Raw genomic sequence first — 16362 nt, forward strand, 5'->3', positions numbered from 1 at the left:
CGCGGGGCCGGGAGCTACGTACGCCGGATCAAACGGGCTTCCGCTCCCCCGCGCTCCAGGCGAAGGGGAGATCGGCGCCGTTGAGCAGGTGGTCGCCGATGGCGCGCGCCTTCTGGATGGCCGGGTTGTGCACCGAGACGGTGCGGGCATTGCGCCAGTGCCGGTCCAGCCGCAGCTTCTCCGAGGTGATCGAGGCGCCGCCGACCTCGAAGAGCAGCGAGGTGGCGGGTAGCACGGTCTCGATCACGCCGATCTGCGCCTGCGCGGCGGCCAGCTCGACCGCGACCAGGTCCGGTTCGTCCTTCGCGCCCGCCGCGAGCACGCGGTCGAGTTCGTCGGCGACGGCGAGCACGGTGGCGCGCGCGGTGAAGGCGGCGGCGGAGAGCTTGCCGATCACCTGCTGCACCAGCGGGTCGTGGCGCGGCAGGTCGCCCGCGGAGTGGGTGTAGCCGCGGGTGCGCGCGGCGACCCACTCGCGGGTGTCGCGCTCGGCCCGCGCGGCGATCCCGGCCAGCACCGCGAGCTGGAAGAGCTGCAGGTAGCCGGTGGAGTAGGTGGCGCCGGGGTTGCCGTAGCCGGGGCCGAGGATCCGATCCTCCGGCACGACCACGCCGCTGAACTCGGTGGTGCCGCTGGCGGTGAGCCGCTGCCCGAAACCGTCCCAGTCGTCGTGCAGGCGCACGCCGTCGGCATCGGCGTCGACCAGGATGCCGAGCCGCTCGCCGTCCCGGTCGGCGGCGACCAGGATGTGGTCGGCGTAGAGCGAGCCGGTGCTGTAGTACTTGGTGCCGTCCAGCACCCAGTCGGCACCGCGCTCGGTGAGCCGGGTCCGGTACCGGTCCACCGCGCCGACGCCGGGCTCGGTGATGGCGTTGCCGACCAGCGTCCCCGCGCCGACCTTGCGCAGCCACTCTTCGCGCACCGGCCCCGCCTCGGCGAGCAGCTGGTCCTCGACGAAGACGAAGTGCACCCGCAGCGCCTGCGGCAGGTTCGACTCCGCCGCGGCCAGGTCGATGAGCAGCCGGAACAGCTGCCGCACGCTCGCGCCGTAGCCGCCGGACTCCACCGGGGCGCGCAGCGCGCCGAAGCGGGCGGCGCGCAGCTCGGCCACCTCGTCGTAGGCGAGCCTGCGGTCCACTTCGCGCTCGACCGCGCCCTCGGCGATCCGCGCGAAGATCGGCTGGAAGATCCGGTCGAGTTCGGCGTCTGTCGTCTGCTGCGACTGGGTGGAGGTCATGGCCCAACGATGACCGAGCCGGGCCACGGCCTCACCCGTTGCGTTCAGGCGGATCGGAATCCGTTTTTCAGCGCGCTCCGGCCACGCACTCGGTGCCCATCTTGCTCCTGGCCTCGCGCGCCTTAGCGGCATCGGCTTCGCTCATGCCCATGTTCTGCGGGTCGGCCTGCACGGCGGCCTGGTCGTCGCTGATCAGCGTGCGCAGCCCTTCCTGCGAGATACCGGCGTCGACGAAGACCTTCGCGGCGCAATCGGCGAGCGACGCGGGCTTCAAGCCCTTGTCCTGCAGCGACTTCGAGAGGTCGGCGGCGGTCAGCGGCGGCGGTACGTCCGCGCCGCCACAGCCGGCCAGTACCGGCAGCGCGATCAGTGCCGCGACGATCAGGGTTTTCCGCACCCGAATCCTTCCCTCTGCGTGTGCATCCGCTGCGGATCATGCCGTACCCGCCGTGCTCCGCACCAGCCCCGGTCTCAGCGGGTGAGCGGCGCCAGGTAGCGGGTGGCGAAGGCGCGCAGCGCGGCCTCGTCGCGCAGATCGAACCAGCCGTCCGGGGTGAGCACGACGGACTGGGCCAGCCGCAGCGCGATCTCCGCGGCGGCGTCGGCGTCGAAATCGGGGTGCAGCGCACGGCACTGGGCGGCGAGGAATTCCCGGCAGGCCCGGAGAATCGGGGCGCCCTCGGTGGTGAGGTGCGGCAGGAAGGTCTCCGGCTCGCTGCGCAGCAGCCTGCCGATCAGCGGGTCGGTGCGGACCAGCAGGACCGCGCGCACGAACCCCTCGACCAGCCGCTCGGCGACGGTCGGGCGGTTCACGACCTCGGCGGCGATCTCGATGAGCACGTTCAGGATCCAGCGCTGCAGCGCCGCCGCGATCAGCTCGCTCTTGGTGACGAAGCGGCGGTAGACGGTGGTGCGGTTGACCTTCGCGCGGCGCCGGATGTCCTCCACCGAGACCCGGCGCAGGCCGTAGTCGCCGAGCTCGGCCAGCGCCGCGTCCAGGATGCGCGCGGTCACCGGGTCCTGCCCGGTGCCAGGCTCCTCCAGCAGCGCGGTGCTCACGCCGCCCCGCGCACCCTGGCGATCCCGGCCAGCGCGCGCGGCTGGTAGCGCAGCCGCTCCGGCAGCAGCGGCCAGACCCGGCGCACCAGGTGCACCAGCGCGGTGAAGCGCGCCCGCTCCAGCGGGCCCCACGGGAGCCCGAGCCGCTCCCGCACCGCGGGCGGCATGGTGCCTGCCGCGACCACCCGGTACTCCCGCATGAAGCGCTTGCCGAACAGCTTCCAGACCAGGTCGGGCACGAAGGGGATCCGCATCTCGGCCGGGTCGTCGAGCTGGGCCACCACCCAGGCCGCCGACTCGGTGACCTCGAGCTGCTCGGCGCAGACCCGGTCGAAGTAGGCGCGGAAGCCGCCCCAGTCGGCGGGCATCGGGCGTTCGCTGACGCCGTAGAGCCGGTACCACTGCTTGCCCTCGTCGTAGAAGCGGCGCCGCTCGGACTCGCTCAGCGGATGGTCGAAGATGTCCGCGGTCATCATGGCGGCCCACAGGAAGGTGGCGTGCGCCCAGTGGTACACCTCGGGGTCGAGGGCGTGGTAACGCTTGCCGTTGTGGTCGACGCCCTTGATGTCGCGGTGGTAATCACGCACCTTGGCGGCCGTGACCAGCGCCTCCGGGCCGTCGTAGACCACGCCCGCGATCTGTGGCACCGAGCGGAATATGCGCTCCCACGGCTCGGTGAAGAAGTTCGAGTGCTGGGTCACCCCCGCGCCGAGCCCGGGCAGCATGAGCTGCATGATCCCGGCGGCCGGGGCCAGCAGGTAGGTGCGCCAGTCGCCGAAGTACTGCCAGGTCAGGGAATCGGGACCGAGCGGGGTCGCAACCTGCTCCACGGAAGACATGGAGCAACAGTAATTAACTATTTGTTGCTCGGCAATGGGCTAGGGTTCCTGCCATGGTGAAGCTGAACCAGCACCGCACCGGCTCCGGCGAACCCCTCGTGCTGGTGCACGGCATCGGCAGCCGCTGGCAGGTGTGGGAGCCGCTCTTCGACCGACTGGGCGAATCGTTCGAGGTCATCGCGGTCGACCTGCCCGGTTTCGGCGGCAGCGCGCCGCTGCCGCACACCACGGTCGAGACGCTCACCGACGCGCTGGCCGAGTTCATCGCCGCCGAGGGGCTGCAGCGGCCGCACCTCGGCGGCAACTCCATGGGCGGGTTGATCACGCTGAACGTCGCCGCGCGCGGCCTCGCCCGCTCGGTGACGGCCTTCTCCCCCATCGGCTTCTGGGGTACCGCGGGCCGGGTGTGGTGCCAGCACTCGCTCGGCCGGGCGCGCGACCTCGGCCGGGCCATCGAGCCCCGGCTGCCCGCGCTGCTCGGCAACCCGGCGGGGCGCACCGCGTTCCTGGAGCTGGTCTTCGGCAAGCCGTGGCAGGTCACGCCCGAGGTCGCGCTCGCCACCGTCGATGGCGCGATGAACGCGCCCGGCTTCCCGGAGGCGCTGGCCTCGTTCCGCGACGCGCGGCTGCACGAACTCGGCGCGCTCGCCGACATTCCGGTGACGGTGGCCTGGGGCAACCGGGACATCCTGCTCACCTACGCCACGCAGAGCCGCAAGGCGCGGAAGCTGCTGCCGAACGCCAGGCACATCACGCTGCCCGGCAGCGGGCACACGCCGTTCTACGACGACCCGGCCGGCTGCGCGCGGGTGCTGCTCGACCAGCGCTGATCAGCCGCGGCGCGGGGCGAGCGAGGCCGGGTCGGCGGTGCCGAGCAGCACCCGCACGGCGGTGTCCCAGCGGCGCTGGATCTTCCGATTGCCCGCGACGTCACCGGTGAGCAAGGCCCGCATGGCGAGCCCGGTGACGATCTCGATGGTGAACTCGGTGATGATCGGCACCCGGCTGTCGTCCGGGAACTCGCTGCGGAACGCCTCGCGCACCCGGCTCTGCATCTGCTCGAAGAGCCGGACCTCCAGCGGCAGGAACTCCGCGCGCAGCTCCGGGTCGGTGCGCGCGGCCACCCACATCTCCAGCGCCGCGAGGAATTCCGGGCCGGAGAGCATCCGCGCGGTCAGGTCGACTGCGCGGGCAGGCCGGTCCTCGCCGTCGGGCAGCGCGTCGAACTCCGCCTCCAGCTGGGCGATCCGGCGCAGCGCGACGTGCTCCACCGCGCCCGCGAGCAGGTCGGCCCTGGTCGGGAAGTGGTGCTGCAGGGTGCCGCGCGGCACCTCGGCGCGCTTCTGCACCTCGAGCGTGGTGGTGCCCGCGTACCCGACCTCGACCAGGCTGGCCACGGCCGCGTCCAGCAGCCGCGCGCGCATGCGGGTGCGCCGCTGCTCCTGCGTCTCGCGGACCCGGGCGGGCACCGATCAGCGTCCCTGCCAGACCGGTTCGCGCTTCTGCGCGAAGGCGATCGCGCCCTCGGCGGCGTCCTTGGAGAACAGCGCGGGCAGCGCGATCTCGCCCTGCTTGGCGAAGGCGTCGGCGCTCGGCCAGTCCGGGGACTCGTCGATGATCCGCTTGCTCGCCGCCACCGAGAGCGGGGCCGCCGCAACGATCTCCGCCGCCAGCTCCAGCGCGACCTCGAGCGTCGTGCCCGGCTCGACCACCCGGTTCACCAGCCCCAGGTCGTAGAGGCGCTGCGCCGCGATCTGCCCGCCGGTGAGCGCGAGCTCGGCGACGATCGGCCGCGGCAGCCGCTGGGTCAGCCGGAGCACCCCGCCCGCCGCGGCCACCAACCCCCGCTTGACCTCGGGAATCCCGAAGCGCGCGGTGCTGGAGGCGACGATCAGGTCGCCTGCCAGCGCCAGCTCGAAGCCGCCCGCCAGCGCGTACCCCTCGACCGCCGAGATCATCGGCTTGCTCGGCGGCTTCGCCGTGATGCCGAGCGGACCGCGCTTCTCGGTGATCGGCATCTCGCCCTTCGAGGCGGCGATCAGATCCATGCCCGCGCTGAAGGTGTTCTCCGCGCCGGTGAGGACGAGCACCCGGGCGCTGTCGTCGGCTTCGAAGGCGTCCACCGCGGCCTCGATGGCGCGGGCGGTGGCCAGGTCGATGGCGTTGCGCGCCTTCGGGCGGTTCACGGTGAGCAGCATGATCGCACCCCGCTGCTCGACCAGGAGCGAGTCGGTCATCGCACAGTCCTCTCGGTGAGCAGGGTGAGCCGGTCGGCGGCCGCGATCTCGACGCCCGCGCCGAGCGGGTCGCCGTCGGCAAAGGCCGCGATGGTCTCCGCGTCCGAGGCCCGCACCAGTATGCGGGCACCCGCCGGGTTCAGGGCGCTGATCACGACAGCCTCCGGCTCGTCGGCGCGGTCGGGGCCGCTGCCCCTGCGGTACGCGACGGTGTACGACTCGACGGTGGCCCGGCCGGTGTAGCCGGGCGCGGTGGCCCGGCGGGCGGCGGGCACCTCGGGCTCCTCGGCGCGGAAGCGCGCGGCGGGCGGCCGGGTGGAGAGCACCGCGGCGCCGTGCTTGGTGATGTACCAGCCGAGCGCGGTGGCCAGCCCGAAATCGCCCGGGTGCGCGCGCAGCACCTGGACCAGGGCGGCCAGCGAGTGCGTCGTGTAGTTGTTGCCAGGCCCGCCGGCGAAGGTAAGCCCGCCGGTCAGGGTGAGCGGGCGCGCCGGATCGTCCAGCGCGAGCCCGAGCGCCTCGGCCGCCACCTGCACCGCAATCGGGAAGCAGGAGTACAGGTCGATGTGCGCGACCTCATCGATGCCGACCCCCGCGCTGCGCAGCGCGGCGCCGCCCGCCGCGGCGATCGCGGGCGAGGCGGCGAGGTCGGCGCGCTCGGAGACGAACCACTCGTCGGTGGCGGTGGCGGCGCCGTGCAGGAAGACCCAGCGGTCGTGCGGCACGCCCGCCGCGTCCGCCGCGGCGGCGCTGCACACGATCAGCCCGGCGCCCTGGTTCACCGTCAGGTTGGCGGTGAGCAGCTTCGGGTACGGCGTCGCGACCAGGCGATTCGCCGGGGTCGGCACGATCAGGTCGGCGACGGAGTTGCGCTCCGGCTGCCAGGCGAAGGGGTTGCCGGCGGCGACCTCGGAGAAGCGGGACCAGAGCGCGCCGATCCGCGCCAGGTGCGCCTCCTCGGTAAGCCCGAGCCGGGCGCGCAGCGCCGTCTCCATGAGCGCGTAGAAGTACACCGGACCCCAGAGCCCGGCGGCGTTCTCCATGTCCGAGTTCGGGCCGCGATCGGTGCCGACGACCTCGTCCGGCACCGCACCGGCGGGCTCCTCCGGCCAGCTCGGGGTGATGCCGGTGCGCGCCGCGGTGATCCCCGCGGCCACCGCCTCGGCGCCGGTGAGCAGCGCGACCTCGGCCTTCCCGTCCGCGACGGCCTGCGCCACCCGGCCGAGCAGCGTGATCGGGGCGTCGCCGCCGAAGCGCACCGACTGCAGGGTGCGGGCGGGGGCGACGCCGAGCTCGATGGCGGCCAGCGCCCCGAGATCCTCGTACGGCTTGCTCACCGGCGAGACCGCGGCGACCAGGTCGGCCGCGCGCAGCAGCCGGTCGCCGGTGCCGCTGTCGGCGCCCGCCCGGCGCAGCGCCTCGGCCGCGAGTTCGGCGGGGCCGGGCAGCCCGGGCTCCTTGCCGCGGTGCACCACCTGTCCGGCTCCGACCAGGACCGGGGTCCGTGGATCCACTCCGGCTGGCAGCATCGTTCCTCCGCTCGTCGGCAGTAACCGTCAACAGTGACGGTAACTTGGGACGGGCCGATCCGCCAGCGATCCGTTCCGGCAAGCCCTGGATTTTCTGGGCAGCGCTGTTAACATTCGTTCGATTTGCCAGACAGTCGGGGTGTGGCGCATCGCACAAAGGCGGGGGTGTGCGTCACGAGAACCCCGGCACGACGCCGGAGGCCCCCCACCGTGCAGAAGACCGCGAGCTTGATGCTGTCCGCCCTCACCGGACTCTCCGCCCTGCTCCTCACCACCGCGACGCCCGCGGCCGCCAATCCGAACGCCATCAACCCGATCCCGGTGCTGAACGGCAGCACCGGGCTGCCGAACCTGAACGGCCGCGCGCGGGCCGTCTTCCAGGTGACCGGCATGGCGAGCCCGAACAACACCCAGAGCTACAACGTGCTCGGCACCGACCTCGGCATCATGTGGGACAACGGCAGCGGCGAGATGCTCACCGCCTTCGGCGACACCGCGGGGCTCGGCTTCCCCAACCTGCTCGCGGGCAGCGTGTGGGCCTGGCGCAGCAATATCCTGCTGCGCAGCGATACCAGGGATCCCGCGAACGGCATCTACTTCGACAGCGCCGTGCGTGACGTTTTCGGCCAGGCCAGGGATCTGATCCCCAGCCCCAAGGTGCCCTTCCTGGAGATCAGCCGGATCCCCACCGCGGGCATCTCGGTCGGCGGGGTGCAGTTCATGAGCCTCATGTCGATCAAGACCTGGGACGCGGCCGGCCAGTGGACCACCAACTTCTCCGGGCTCGCCGCCTCCGCGGACAACGGCGAGACCTGGGCCGAGCTGCCCGCCACCAAGCGCCCCAACGAGGGCGGCAACGCCAACTTCCAGATGAACGCCTTCGTCGGCCGTGGCGAGTGGGTCTACGAGTACGGCACCCGCGCCGGCCGGAACAACGCCGCCTACGTGGCCAGGGTGAAGGGCGCCGACATCGGCAACCCGGCCGAGTACGAGTACTGGGACGGCGGCGACTGGAAGAAGGACGACGTGAACGCGGCCGCGCCGATCATGGGCGGCGTCGGCGAGCTCTCGGTGCTCTACAACGAGTACCTCGGCCAGTACGTCTCGCTCACCACCGACCCGTTCAACTCGGTGGTGCTGCGCCGCTCGCCCGCGCCGGAGGGGCCGTGGAGCGCGCCGGAGGTCATCATCGACACCCGTGAGCTGCCGTCGGCGTACGCGCCGTCGATCTTCCCCTACCAGACCGGGCGCGACCTGTACTTCATGACGACGGTGCACAGCCAGTACAACGTGGTGCTCATGCGCACCACGCTCTGACCCGCTTCCTAGACTGGGCGGCATGGATGCCGCCGCATGGGACGAGCGCTACGCCAGCACCGAGCTCGTCTGGGGCGCCCCGCCGAACAGCACCGTAGTCGAGCACATCCACGGCCTCGAGCGCACCGCGACCCCGCCACCCGAGCCGGACGGCACCGTGCCGGAGGGGCCGCGCGCGCTCGACCTGGCCTGCGGCGAGGGGCGCAACGCGCTCTGGCTGGCCACGCACGGCTGGCAGGTGCGCGCGGTGGACTGGTCGCAGGTGGCGGTGGACAAGGGGCGGACCGTCGCCACCCGGCTCTCCCGCTCGGTGCGCACCAGGATCACCTGGGAGTGCGCCGATCTCACCGACCCGGCCGCGCTCGCCGGGCGCTACGAGCTGGTGCTCATGGTCTTCCTGCACCTGCCGCCGGACGAGCGCAGGGCGCTGGTGCGCCGGGCCGCCGAGCTGCTGACGCCCGGCGGGACGCTGCTCGTGCTCGGCCACGACACCACGAACATCAGCGACGGGTACGGGGGGCCGCAGGATCCCTCGATCCTCTTCACCCCCGACGACATCCGCGCCGACCTGGGCCCGCTGTCCGAGCGGATCCGGATCGCGGTGGCGGAACGGGTGCTCCGGGCCACGGAGGATCGGGACGCCATCGATGCGCTCGTGGTCGCTCAGCGCCGCGAGGGCTGACCCGCCCAGCGGCGCAGCCACGGTTCGACGACTGCTTCGATCTCGTCGAAGCCGCGCCGGAACGAGTGCGGCTGGCCCTCGATCACGTGCAGCTCCGCGACGTCACCGGCATCCGGAATCCCGAACGGATCACTACCGCCGTTGATCACCACCACCTCGGCGCCGGACGCGGCAAGCAGCTCCTCGCGCCGCGACCGCTCCGGCTTCCCCGGCGGGTGCAGCGGAAAGGAAAGCGCGAGCACGCCACGCGCCCCCACCGCGGTGGCGGTCCGGCAGGCGACCCGCGCGCCGTTGCTGCGCCCGCCCTGCACCAGCGGCACCGGCCCGTAGCGCTCGCGCAGCGCGGCGACGACCTCGAGCCACGCCGTGTCCTGCTTCGCCGCCGACCCCGGCGCCCGCGCCCCGGCCACCCGGTACGGCTGCAACACCCGCGCCACCGCCGCCCCGCAGCGAAATGCCAGGTCACGAACGGTGAGCAGATCCCTGGCGTCGATCCCGCCGCCCGACCCGTGGGTCAGCAGCACCAGCAGCGACGGCTCGTCGGCGGCATCGATCTCGACCTCGGCCTGCCCCGCACTGGTGTCGATGCGCACGGTGCACGGTAACGGGTCGATGTTCCTCGCGTCACATCGAGCCGTTCCACTTTGCTACCTCATTACCGGCCGGTAATATGGAGAGTAAGTTACCCGCGAGTAGCTGCGTCCTGGGCGGGAACGGCAGACAACCGACCGCACCAACTCAACGGAGAGTGAGTACCGACATGGGTCACTACAAGAGCAACATCCGCGACCTGGAGTTCAACCTCTTCGAGGTGCTGGGCCTGGAATCACTGCTGGAGACCGGCGCGTGGGGCGATCTCGACGCCGACACCGTGCGCGAGATGCTCAAGGAGGTGCGCAGGCTGGCCGAGGGCCCGCTGGGCGAGTCCTTCGCCGAGACCGACCGCACCCCACCGACCTTCGACCCCGAAACCCACACGGTGCACCTGCCCGAGCCCTTCAAGAAGAGCTACCGGGCCATGCAGGACGGTGGCTGGGACCGGCTCGGCGTACCGGAGGAGCTCGGCGGCCTGCCGATGCCGCGCGCCGCGTACTGGGCCTTCGCCGAGCTGATCCTCGGCGCGCAGCCCGCCGCCTTCATGTACGCCGCGGGCTCCGGCTTCTCGCAGATCTTCCACGACAACGGCACCGACGAGCAGAAGCAGTGGGCCAAGATCATCGCCGAGCAGGGCTGGGGCGCCACCATGGTGCTCACCGAGCCCGATGCCGGCTCCGACGTGGGCGCGGGCCGCACCAAGGCGGTCCAGCAGGAGGACGGCTCCTGGCACATCGAGGGCGTGAAGCGCTTCATCACCAACGGCGACTCCGACGACCTCTTCCCGAACATCATGCACCTGGTGCTCGCCCGTCCCGAGGGCGCCGGCCCCGGCACCAAGGGGCTCTCGCTCTTCTTCGTTCCCAAGTTCCACTTCGACCCGCAGACCGGTGAGCGCGGCGAGCGCAACGGCGTCTTCGTGACCGGGCTGGAGCACAAGATGGGGCTCAAGGCCTCCTCCACCTGCGAGGTGACCTTCGGCGGGCACGGCGTCCCGGCCAAGGGCTGGCTGGTCGGCGAGGTGCACAACGGCATCGCGCAGATGTTCAACGTCATCGAGCACGCGCGCATGATGGTCGGCACCAAGGCCATCGCCACGCTCTCCACCGGCTACCTGAACGCGCTCGACTACGCCAAGCAGCGGGTGCAGGGCGCCGACCTGACCAAGATGGCGGACAAGGCCGCGCCGCGCGTGACCATCACCCACCACCCGGACGTGCGCCGCAGCCTGATGACGCAGAAGGCGTACGCCGAGGGGCTGCGCGCCGTCTACCTCTACACCGCCGCGCACCAGGACGTCGCGCTCGCCGAGCGGGTCTCCGGCGCGGACGCCGACCTCGCGGCCCGGGTCAACGACCTGCTGCTGCCGATCGTCAAGGGCGTCGGCTCGGAGCGGGCCTACCAGTACCTGACCGAATCGCTGCAGACCCTGGGCGGCTCCGGCTTCCTGCAGGACTATCCGATCGAGCAGTACATCCGGGACGCCAAGATCGACTCGCTCTACGAGGGAACCACCGCCATCCAGGCGCAGGACTTCTTCTTCCGCAAGATCGCCCGTGACCGCGGCGTCGCGCTCGGCCACGTGGCCGGGCAGGTGCAGAAGTTCATCGACTCGGAGGCGGGCAACGGCCGGCTCAAGGGTGAGCGCAAGCTGCTCGCCACCGCGCTGGAGGACGTGCAGGCCATGGCCGCCACCCTCACCGGGCACCTGATGGCCGCCCAGGAGGACTCGGCCGAGCTGTACAAGGTCGGGCTCGGCTCGGTGCGCTTCCTGCTCGCCGTCGGCGACCTGCTGATCGGCTGGCAGCTGCTGCGCCACGCCGAGCTGGCGATCGCCGCGCTGGACAGCGGGGCGGGCAAGGACGAGGCGTTCTACACCGGCAAGGTCGCCGTCGCGCAGTTCTTCGCGCGCAACGTGCTGCCGGAGCTGACCGCCACCCGCGCCGTCCTGGCCACCCTGGACAACGAGATCATGGAGCTCGACGAAGCGGCCTTCTGACCGCGACCAGCTGCTCGACGACGGCCCGGTGTACACCGGGCCGTTGTCGTTTCCGGGTGCGCCCCCTTCCGATTTCGGGGACAGCAGGCAGAATGGGCCACGCCGACCGGCTATGCAGAAGGGACCGCCTGGATGAAACGCTCGCTGTCAGCCCTGGTCACCGCCGGTGCGCTGGCCTTGACGCTCTCCGTCACCGGCGGCGCGCCGGCCGGCGCCGACCCGAACAACGTCAACCCCATTCCCGGCATGAACGGCCAGCCGCGCGGCCTGCCCCGGCTGCCTGGCCCGACCGAGGCCGTCTTCCAGGTCACCGGCATGGACAGCCCGAACCGCACCGAGCGGTACAACATGCTCGGCACCGACCTCGGCGTCATGTGGGACGGCAACGGCACGCTCTTCACCGCCTTCGGCGACAGCGCCGGGCTCGGCTTCCCGAACCTGCTCGCGGGCAGCATGTGGGCCTGGACGAGCAACGCGCTGTTCCGCAGCGGCAACCACGACCCGGCGAACGGCCTGCGCTTCGACAGCTTCGTGCCGAACCCGCTGCCGAGCCCCAAGATCCCCGGCATCGAGATCAGCCTGATCCCGACCGCGGGCGTCGCGGTCGGCGGCGACCAGTACCTGAGCATGATGTCGGTGCGGGCCTGGGGTGATCACGGCAAGTGGGACACCAACTTCTCCACCCTCGCCGTCTCGCACGACCACGGCCAGACCTGGGAGCAGCTCACCACCACCCGCCGCGCGAACGTCGACGGCCACGAGCGCTTCCAGCAGAACGCCTTCCTGAAGCGGGACGGCTTCGTCTACCGCTACGGCACCCCCGGCGGGCGGAACAACCCCGGCTTCGTCTCCCGGGTGCGCGAACCGGAGATCGCGAATATCGACGCGTACGAGTACTGGGACGGCAAGGAGTGGAAGCTCAATGATCCCCTCGCCTCCGCGCCGATCGTCGGCGGCGTCGCCGAGCTCTCGGTCAACTGGAGCGGCTACCTCGGTAAGTACGTCATGACCACCACCGACCCCACCAACTCGGTGGTCGCGCGCACCGCCGACGCGCCGGAGGGGCCGTGGAGCGAGCCGCGCGTGCTCGTCGACACCCGCGACCTGCCCAGCGCCTACGCCCCGATGATCTGGCCGTACCAGACCGGCGACGACCTGTACTACCTGCTCACCGTGCACAACCAGTACAACGTGCTGCTCATGCGCACGCCGCTGGACGCCCTGCGCTGAACACGCGATCGGCCCGCCGCGGGGAGCTCCGCGGCGGGCCGATGTGCGTTCCGGATCAGCCGATGCCGCTGTCCGCGCCGCCGCCGGTGGAGGAGCCGGTGCCGAGCAGGCCGAGCAGCGTGGTGAGCAGGACCGTGAGGCTGTCACCCTGGCTGGGCGGGGGCGTGGAGGGGGTGGCCGAGGCCAGCCCGGCGCCGAACATCAGCCCGGTGGCGGCGAGCACGGTGACTGCGGCGGCACGTACCTTCATGAAACTTTCCCATCATCCGATCTGAAACGGCGCTGTTTCGCCGTCCGTGCGGACTGTCTACCAGAGATCGCGTGCCGACAGACCGGTTTGTCCCGATGTGAATCATGTTTCCTTCTCATCCGAAGCGCGTCGTACGGGTGCAGAGTTCTCCGGTAGCCGCCTAGGATCGGGGCCCATTAGGGGATCGAAGGGGAATTGTGTGTCGGTCGATGAACGGACACCGGTGCGAATCGGCGTCGTCGAGGATCACGCGGTCATGGTGGCCGGGCTGCGGAACATCCTCGCCCCGCACCGGGAGCTGCGCATCGAGGCCGCCGCGGTGACCGTCAAAGAGCTGCTCGTCCAGGAGGTTCCGCTCGATCTGGTGATTCTCGACCTGCGGCTCAACGACGGCTCGTCGCCCGGCGACAATGTGAACAAGCTGCGCGAAGAAGGGCTGCGCACCCTGGTCTACACCTCCGGCGAGGACCCGTACCTCATGCGCGCGGCGGCCAGGGCGGGCGCCGTCGGGATAGTGCTCAAATCCGAACCGCCGGAACGGGTGGTCGAGGCGGTGCGCGCCGCCGCCCGCGAGGACGGCGAGCTCGGCACCGAACTGGCGCTCGCCATCGACGGCGACGAGGATTTCGCCGTCGACCTCCCGCCGCAGCTGCGCCAGGTGCTCGAGCTCTACGCCTCCGGCGAGACCGCGGCCAGGGTCGCGCACCTGATGGATATCGCCGAGGACACCGTCACCGAGTACCTCAAACGCATCCGCCGCAAGTACGAGGCCGCGGGGCGCCCCTCCGGAAACCGCGCCGAGCTGCTGAAACGAGCCGTGGAGGACGGATGGCTACCGATTCCGCGCCGCAAGGGGAGATGAGCACCGAGCTGCGGATGAAGCGGCTCTTCGCCCGCTTCGTCGCCTTCGGCTACCTGGCCTACTTCCTGGTGCTCGCCTCGGATATCGCGGACAGCGCGCGGTCCACCGCAGCCTGGTGGCTGCCGCTCGCCGTGGTCGCGGTCTTCGCGCCCGCGCTCGGGCTGGTGGTGGCCGCGGCCCCCGAGCGGCCGCACCGGCTCGGCCTCGCCGTCTCGGTGGCCGCCGCCGGTTTCCTGCTCGCCGTGGCCACCTGGCCGCTGGCCTGGGACGGGCACGAGGTCGATATCGACCACGGCGTCTGGCTCTCCACCATCCCCGGGCTGCCCGCGCTGGCCGTCGCCATCGTCTGGCCGCCGCTGCCGACAATCGCGCTGCTCGCCACCAGCATCGTCGGCGCCCAGCTCGTCAATGCCGCGCTCCGCCTGAACCCGCCGAACATCTTCGTGGAGATCACCTGGTCCTTCTCCTTCACCCTGCTCTACACCTGCGCCGCGCTCATGGCGCTGCGCACCGCCCGGCTGCTCGACCGCACCCGGTCGTCCGCCGAGGCCACCGCGGCGACCGCATCGGCCCGCGAGGCCAAGCAGGTCGAGCGGGCGCGGATCGACGGACTCACGCACGACTGGGTGATGAGCGCGCTGCTCGCCGTCGCTCGCACGCCCGATGATCCCGGCGTTGTTCGGCAGGCCGAGGAGGCGATTCGGCAGGTCGAACAGCTGCGCTCCGGGGTGCTCAGTGATGCGCCGTTCGACGCCGAAGCCGCTGCCGCGCATCTGCGTTCGGCCGCTGCGGCGGTCGACGCCCAGCTCGGTATCGAGCTGGAGGTGGCCTCGGAGTCCTCCTACCCCGCCGATGTGGTGCGGGCCATGGGAGCCGCGCTCGCCGAGGCACTGCGAAACAGTTTGCGGCACGCGGGAACCAATGCCGACCGTGCCGTCGCACTGCGGGTGGAGCCGCGTTCGCTCACCGCGGTGGTGACCGACGACGGGCGTGGGTTCGACCCCGCCGCGGTGCCGCCGGAACGTCTCGGCGTCAGCATCGGCATTCAGGGGCGGATGCGCCAACTGCCCGGCGGAGCCGCCGCGGTGACCTCCACGCCCGGGGTCGGGACCAGCGTCCGGCTCACCTGGCAGGCCGCATGAGCCGTGGCGACGCCTGGACGCTGCTCGGCGCCCGCACCTGGGTTGCCTGGGTGCTGACCGGGTGCTATCTGCTGGCCACCGTCGCGCAGCCGCTTGCCTCGTGGAACACCTACACCGCGTGCTGGCCCGTCGTCGGCGCCATTCTGCTTTTCACCCTGGCCGGGGTTGTTTTGATCGCCACCCCCGGGGATCCCATGCCGCTCTGGGCCACGGTCGTGATCGTGGTGGCCTGCCCGCTGGCCTGTGCCCTGCAGTTCAGCGCCATCGCGCTTCCGGTGCAGACGCCGCACCAGCTGTGGCCGGTGGGGGCCTCCGTGGTGCCGTACACCTTCCTTTGCGTGCGCCGCCGGATCGTCGCCGGCTGGATCGGCGGGATCTCGCTCACCCTGGTCAGCGTGGGCTGGACCGTCCTCACCGACCAGCCCCCCTCGTTCGGGATATCCATCTCGATCCTGAACGCCGGGCCGCTCATGATGAGCACCCTCTTCGCCGTCACCATCGTCCCCGCCGCAGACACCATCTACCGGCTGCGTGCCGAGAACACCCGGCGCGCGGCCGATGATGCCGCCGCCGGCGCCGCGCTCGCCGTCCGGGATGCGCGGTTACGCCGGTTGGATCGGCTCGTTCGTCCGGCGCTGGACCGGATCGCCGCCGGGCCGCCGTTCGGGGACTCGGAGATTTCCGAATTCCTCGTTCTTGAAGCGCATCTGCGCGACACGCTGCGAGCGCCCGGATTGGTCGGGGCCGAGCTGGATGCCGCTGTGCGGGCGGCTCGGAAGCGCGGCGTTCGGGTTCGATTGCACGACGACGGCGGGCTTACCGGAGCCGATCCCGTTCTGCGGGAACGGATCCACCGACGGATCGTCCAAGAGCTGGATACCGTCACCGACGGTGTTGTGACAGTTCGCATCCTGCCTTCGGGGCGGCGGAGGGCAGTCACCCTGGTGAGTTCGGGAACCGACGCGGTACGCCGACTGGATCTCGGCCGCGACGGCGTCGCCGCTCAGCCCTCCTCCTGACCAGACGGGATTCACGCCTGATCGGCGACTGCCAGCAGAATATCTCGCGATTTCGGTTCGACCGGGCCCGCAGGGTCAGGGGCATGAACTCACAGTTGACCAGGCTTGCGCCCCAGGAAGTCATGGCAGCCAGCAAATCCGAACCATAGGATGATTTATGTCACCAGAATTCGCCTATTTCAAATACCGAGCGCCGGAACCCGGTCGCAACCAGCCCGGTTCGGAAATCGGGAATGCGCAGCCGGTGGCACCGCTGAAGGTGATGGAGTCCTTGCCTCAGGCAATGTTACGGTGGGCTCGCTGCACTTGCCGGTGATGGATTCGATACTCGCGACCTTGCGCCCTGAGCCGCACAATGACTACCGA

Annotated in this window: 17 protein-coding genes; 8 read left to right on the plus strand and 9 right to left on the minus strand. The window is 71.2% G+C overall.

Translation table 11 applies throughout. From position 1 onward, the window contains the following. Nucleotides 1-28: 28 nt before the first annotated feature. From LTT61_RS17210 to LTT61_RS17225, 4 genes are all read right to left on the minus strand, one after another. Complete coding sequence (locus tag LTT61_RS17210) at nt 29-1237, minus strand: acyl-CoA dehydrogenase family protein (RefSeq protein ID WP_233014986.1); 1209 nt, start codon at nt 1235-1237, stop codon at nt 29-31. Nucleotides 1238-1304: 67 nt separating this feature from the next. Next, nucleotides 1305-1634 carry a hypothetical protein gene (locus LTT61_RS17215; RefSeq protein WP_233014988.1) on the minus strand — a complete coding sequence of 110 codons (330 nt, stop codon included), beginning with the start codon at nt 1632-1634 and terminating at the stop codon, nt 1305-1307. Between the two features lie 74 nt (nt 1635-1708). Beyond that, nucleotides 1709-2296 carry a TetR/AcrR family transcriptional regulator gene (locus LTT61_RS17220; protein ID WP_233014990.1) on the minus strand — a complete coding sequence of 196 codons (588 nt, stop codon included), beginning with the start codon at nt 2294-2296 and terminating at the stop codon, nt 1709-1711. After that, entirely contained in the window at nt 2293-3135 is an 843-nt protein-coding gene (locus LTT61_RS17225) for an oxygenase MpaB family protein (protein WP_233014992.1), read from the minus strand. Before LTT61_RS17225 ends, LTT61_RS17220 begins: the two co-directional genes overlap by 4 nt. Nucleotides 3136-3188: 53 nt before the next feature. Between LTT61_RS17225 and LTT61_RS17230 the strand changes: the two genes are divergently transcribed. Further along, on the plus strand, nt 3189-3965 hold the full coding sequence (locus tag LTT61_RS17230) for an alpha/beta fold hydrolase (RefSeq protein ID WP_233014994.1): 777 nt from the start codon (nt 3189-3191) through the stop codon (nt 3963-3965). Here the strand turns inward: LTT61_RS17230 and LTT61_RS17235 are convergent, their stop codons facing one another. From LTT61_RS17235 to LTT61_RS17245, 3 genes are read right to left on the minus strand one after another with little or no spacing between them, the layout of a single operon-like run. Further along, the gene (locus LTT61_RS17235; RefSeq protein WP_233014996.1) at nt 3966-4604 is read right to left on the minus strand and encodes a TetR/AcrR family transcriptional regulator; all 639 of its coding nucleotides are present in this window, start codon (nt 4602-4604) and stop codon (nt 3966-3968) included. Nucleotides 4605-4607: 3 nt separating this feature from the next. Then, a complete protein-coding gene (locus LTT61_RS17240) occupies nt 4608-5372 on the minus strand; it encodes a crotonase/enoyl-CoA hydratase family protein (RefSeq protein WP_233014998.1) in 765 nt (254 codons plus the stop codon). Then, nucleotides 5369-6901 (minus strand): thiolase C-terminal domain-containing protein, encoded by a 1533-nt coding sequence (locus tag LTT61_RS17245; protein WP_233015000.1) that lies wholly within the window; start codon nt 6899-6901, stop codon nt 5369-5371. Before LTT61_RS17245 ends, LTT61_RS17240 begins: the two co-directional genes overlap by 4 nt. Before the next feature lie 231 nt (nt 6902-7132). On the opposite strand from LTT61_RS17245, the gene LTT61_RS17250 reads away from it, so the two are divergent. Continuing rightward, on the plus strand, nt 7133-8218 hold the full coding sequence (locus LTT61_RS17250; RefSeq protein WP_233015002.1) for a DUF4185 domain-containing protein: 1086 nt from the start codon (nt 7133-7135) through the stop codon (nt 8216-8218). A gap of 22 nt (nt 8219-8240) precedes the next feature. Beyond that, entirely contained in the window at nt 8241-8900 is a 660-nt protein-coding gene (locus LTT61_RS17255) for a class I SAM-dependent methyltransferase (protein ID WP_233015004.1), read from the plus strand. Here LTT61_RS17255 and LTT61_RS17260 read toward each other — a convergent pair. After that, nucleotides 8882-9493 (minus strand): alpha/beta family hydrolase, encoded by a 612-nt coding sequence (locus LTT61_RS17260; RefSeq protein ID WP_233015006.1) that lies wholly within the window; start codon nt 9491-9493, stop codon nt 8882-8884. The genes LTT61_RS17255 and LTT61_RS17260 overlap by 19 nt on opposite strands. A 167-nt stretch (nt 9494-9660) precedes the next feature. Here LTT61_RS17260 and LTT61_RS17265 point away from each other — a divergent pair, with 167 nt between their 5' ends. Together LTT61_RS17265 and LTT61_RS17270 are read left to right on the plus strand one after the other, a co-directional pair. Next, a complete protein-coding gene (locus LTT61_RS17265; RefSeq protein ID WP_233015008.1) occupies nt 9661-11493 on the plus strand; it encodes an acyl-CoA dehydrogenase in 1833 nt (610 codons plus the stop codon). Between the two features lie 132 nt (nt 11494-11625). Next, a complete protein-coding gene (locus LTT61_RS17270) occupies nt 11626-12723 on the plus strand; it encodes a DUF4185 domain-containing protein (protein ID WP_233015010.1) in 1098 nt (365 codons plus the stop codon). Nucleotides 12724-12778: 55 nt separating this feature from the next. On the opposite strand, the gene LTT61_RS17275 is transcribed toward LTT61_RS17270, so the two are convergent. Then, nucleotides 12779-12973 carry a hypothetical protein gene (locus tag LTT61_RS17275; RefSeq protein WP_233015012.1) on the minus strand — a complete coding sequence of 65 codons (195 nt, stop codon included), beginning with the start codon at nt 12971-12973 and terminating at the stop codon, nt 12779-12781. A gap of 199 nt (nt 12974-13172) precedes the next feature. Here LTT61_RS17275 and LTT61_RS17280 point away from each other — a divergent pair, with 199 nt between their 5' ends. Genes LTT61_RS17280 through LTT61_RS17290 form a run of 3 tightly spaced genes read left to right on the plus strand, consistent with a single transcriptional unit; the run spans nt 13173 to nt 15996 of the window. Beyond that, the gene (locus LTT61_RS17280; RefSeq protein WP_233015013.1) at nt 13173-13835 is read left to right on the plus strand and encodes a response regulator; all 663 of its coding nucleotides are present in this window, start codon (nt 13173-13175) and stop codon (nt 13833-13835) included. Further along, nucleotides 13802-14977 carry a sensor histidine kinase gene (locus tag LTT61_RS17285; RefSeq protein WP_233015015.1) on the plus strand — a complete coding sequence of 392 codons (1176 nt, stop codon included), beginning with the start codon at nt 13802-13804 and terminating at the stop codon, nt 14975-14977. The genes LTT61_RS17280 and LTT61_RS17285 overlap by 34 nt, the downstream gene beginning before the upstream one ends. Then, nucleotides 14974-15996, plus strand: a complete 1023-nt coding sequence (locus tag LTT61_RS17290; protein WP_233015017.1) for a hypothetical protein — start codon at nt 14974-14976, stop codon at nt 15994-15996. The genes LTT61_RS17285 and LTT61_RS17290 overlap by 4 nt, the downstream gene beginning before the upstream one ends. Nucleotides 15997-16362: the final 366 nt, after the last annotated feature.

The organism is Nocardia asteroides, from assembly GCF_021183625.1.
In the GTDB taxonomy this organism is placed as follows: Bacteria; Actinomycetota; Actinomycetes; order Mycobacteriales; family Mycobacteriaceae; genus Nocardia; species Nocardia asteroides_A.

What these genes read in the sequence shown, in the direction of transcription:
- LTT61_RS17230 (WP_233014994.1), top strand. Translation starts at nt 3,189, where the DNA reads ATGGTGAAGCTGAACCAGCACCGCACCGGCTCCGGCGAACCCCTCGTG.
- LTT61_RS17240 (WP_233014998.1), bottom strand. Translation starts at nt 5,372, where the DNA reads ATGACCGACTCGCTCCTGGTCGAGCAGCGGGGTGCGATCATGCTGCTC.
- LTT61_RS17255 (WP_233015004.1), top strand. Translation starts at nt 8,241, where the DNA reads ATGGATGCCGCCGCATGGGACGAGCGCTACGCCAGCACCGAGCTCGTC.
- LTT61_RS17270 (WP_233015010.1), top strand. Translation starts at nt 11,626, where the DNA reads ATGAAACGCTCGCTGTCAGCCCTGGTCACCGCCGGTGCGCTGGCCTTG.
- LTT61_RS17210 (WP_233014986.1), bottom strand. Translation starts at nt 1,237, where the DNA reads ATGACCTCCACCCAGTCGCAGCAGACGACAGACGCCGAACTCGACCGG.
- LTT61_RS17275 (WP_233015012.1), bottom strand. Translation starts at nt 12,973, where the DNA reads ATGAAGGTACGTGCCGCCGCAGTCACCGTGCTCGCCGCCACCGGGCTG.
- LTT61_RS17285 (WP_233015015.1), top strand. Translation starts at nt 13,802, where the DNA reads ATGGCTACCGATTCCGCGCCGCAAGGGGAGATGAGCACCGAGCTGCGG.
- LTT61_RS17225 (WP_233014992.1), bottom strand. Translation starts at nt 3,135, where the DNA reads ATGTCTTCCGTGGAGCAGGTTGCGACCCCGCTCGGTCCCGATTCCCTG.
- LTT61_RS17245 (WP_233015000.1), bottom strand. Translation starts at nt 6,901, where the DNA reads ATGCTGCCAGCCGGAGTGGATCCACGGACCCCGGTCCTGGTCGGAGCC.
- LTT61_RS17290 (WP_233015017.1), top strand. Translation starts at nt 14,974, where the DNA reads ATGAGCCGTGGCGACGCCTGGACGCTGCTCGGCGCCCGCACCTGGGTT.
- LTT61_RS17250 (WP_233015002.1), top strand. Translation starts at nt 7,133, where the DNA reads ATGCTGTCCGCCCTCACCGGACTCTCCGCCCTGCTCCTCACCACCGCG.
- LTT61_RS17265 (WP_233015008.1), top strand. Translation starts at nt 9,661, where the DNA reads ATGGGTCACTACAAGAGCAACATCCGCGACCTGGAGTTCAACCTCTTC.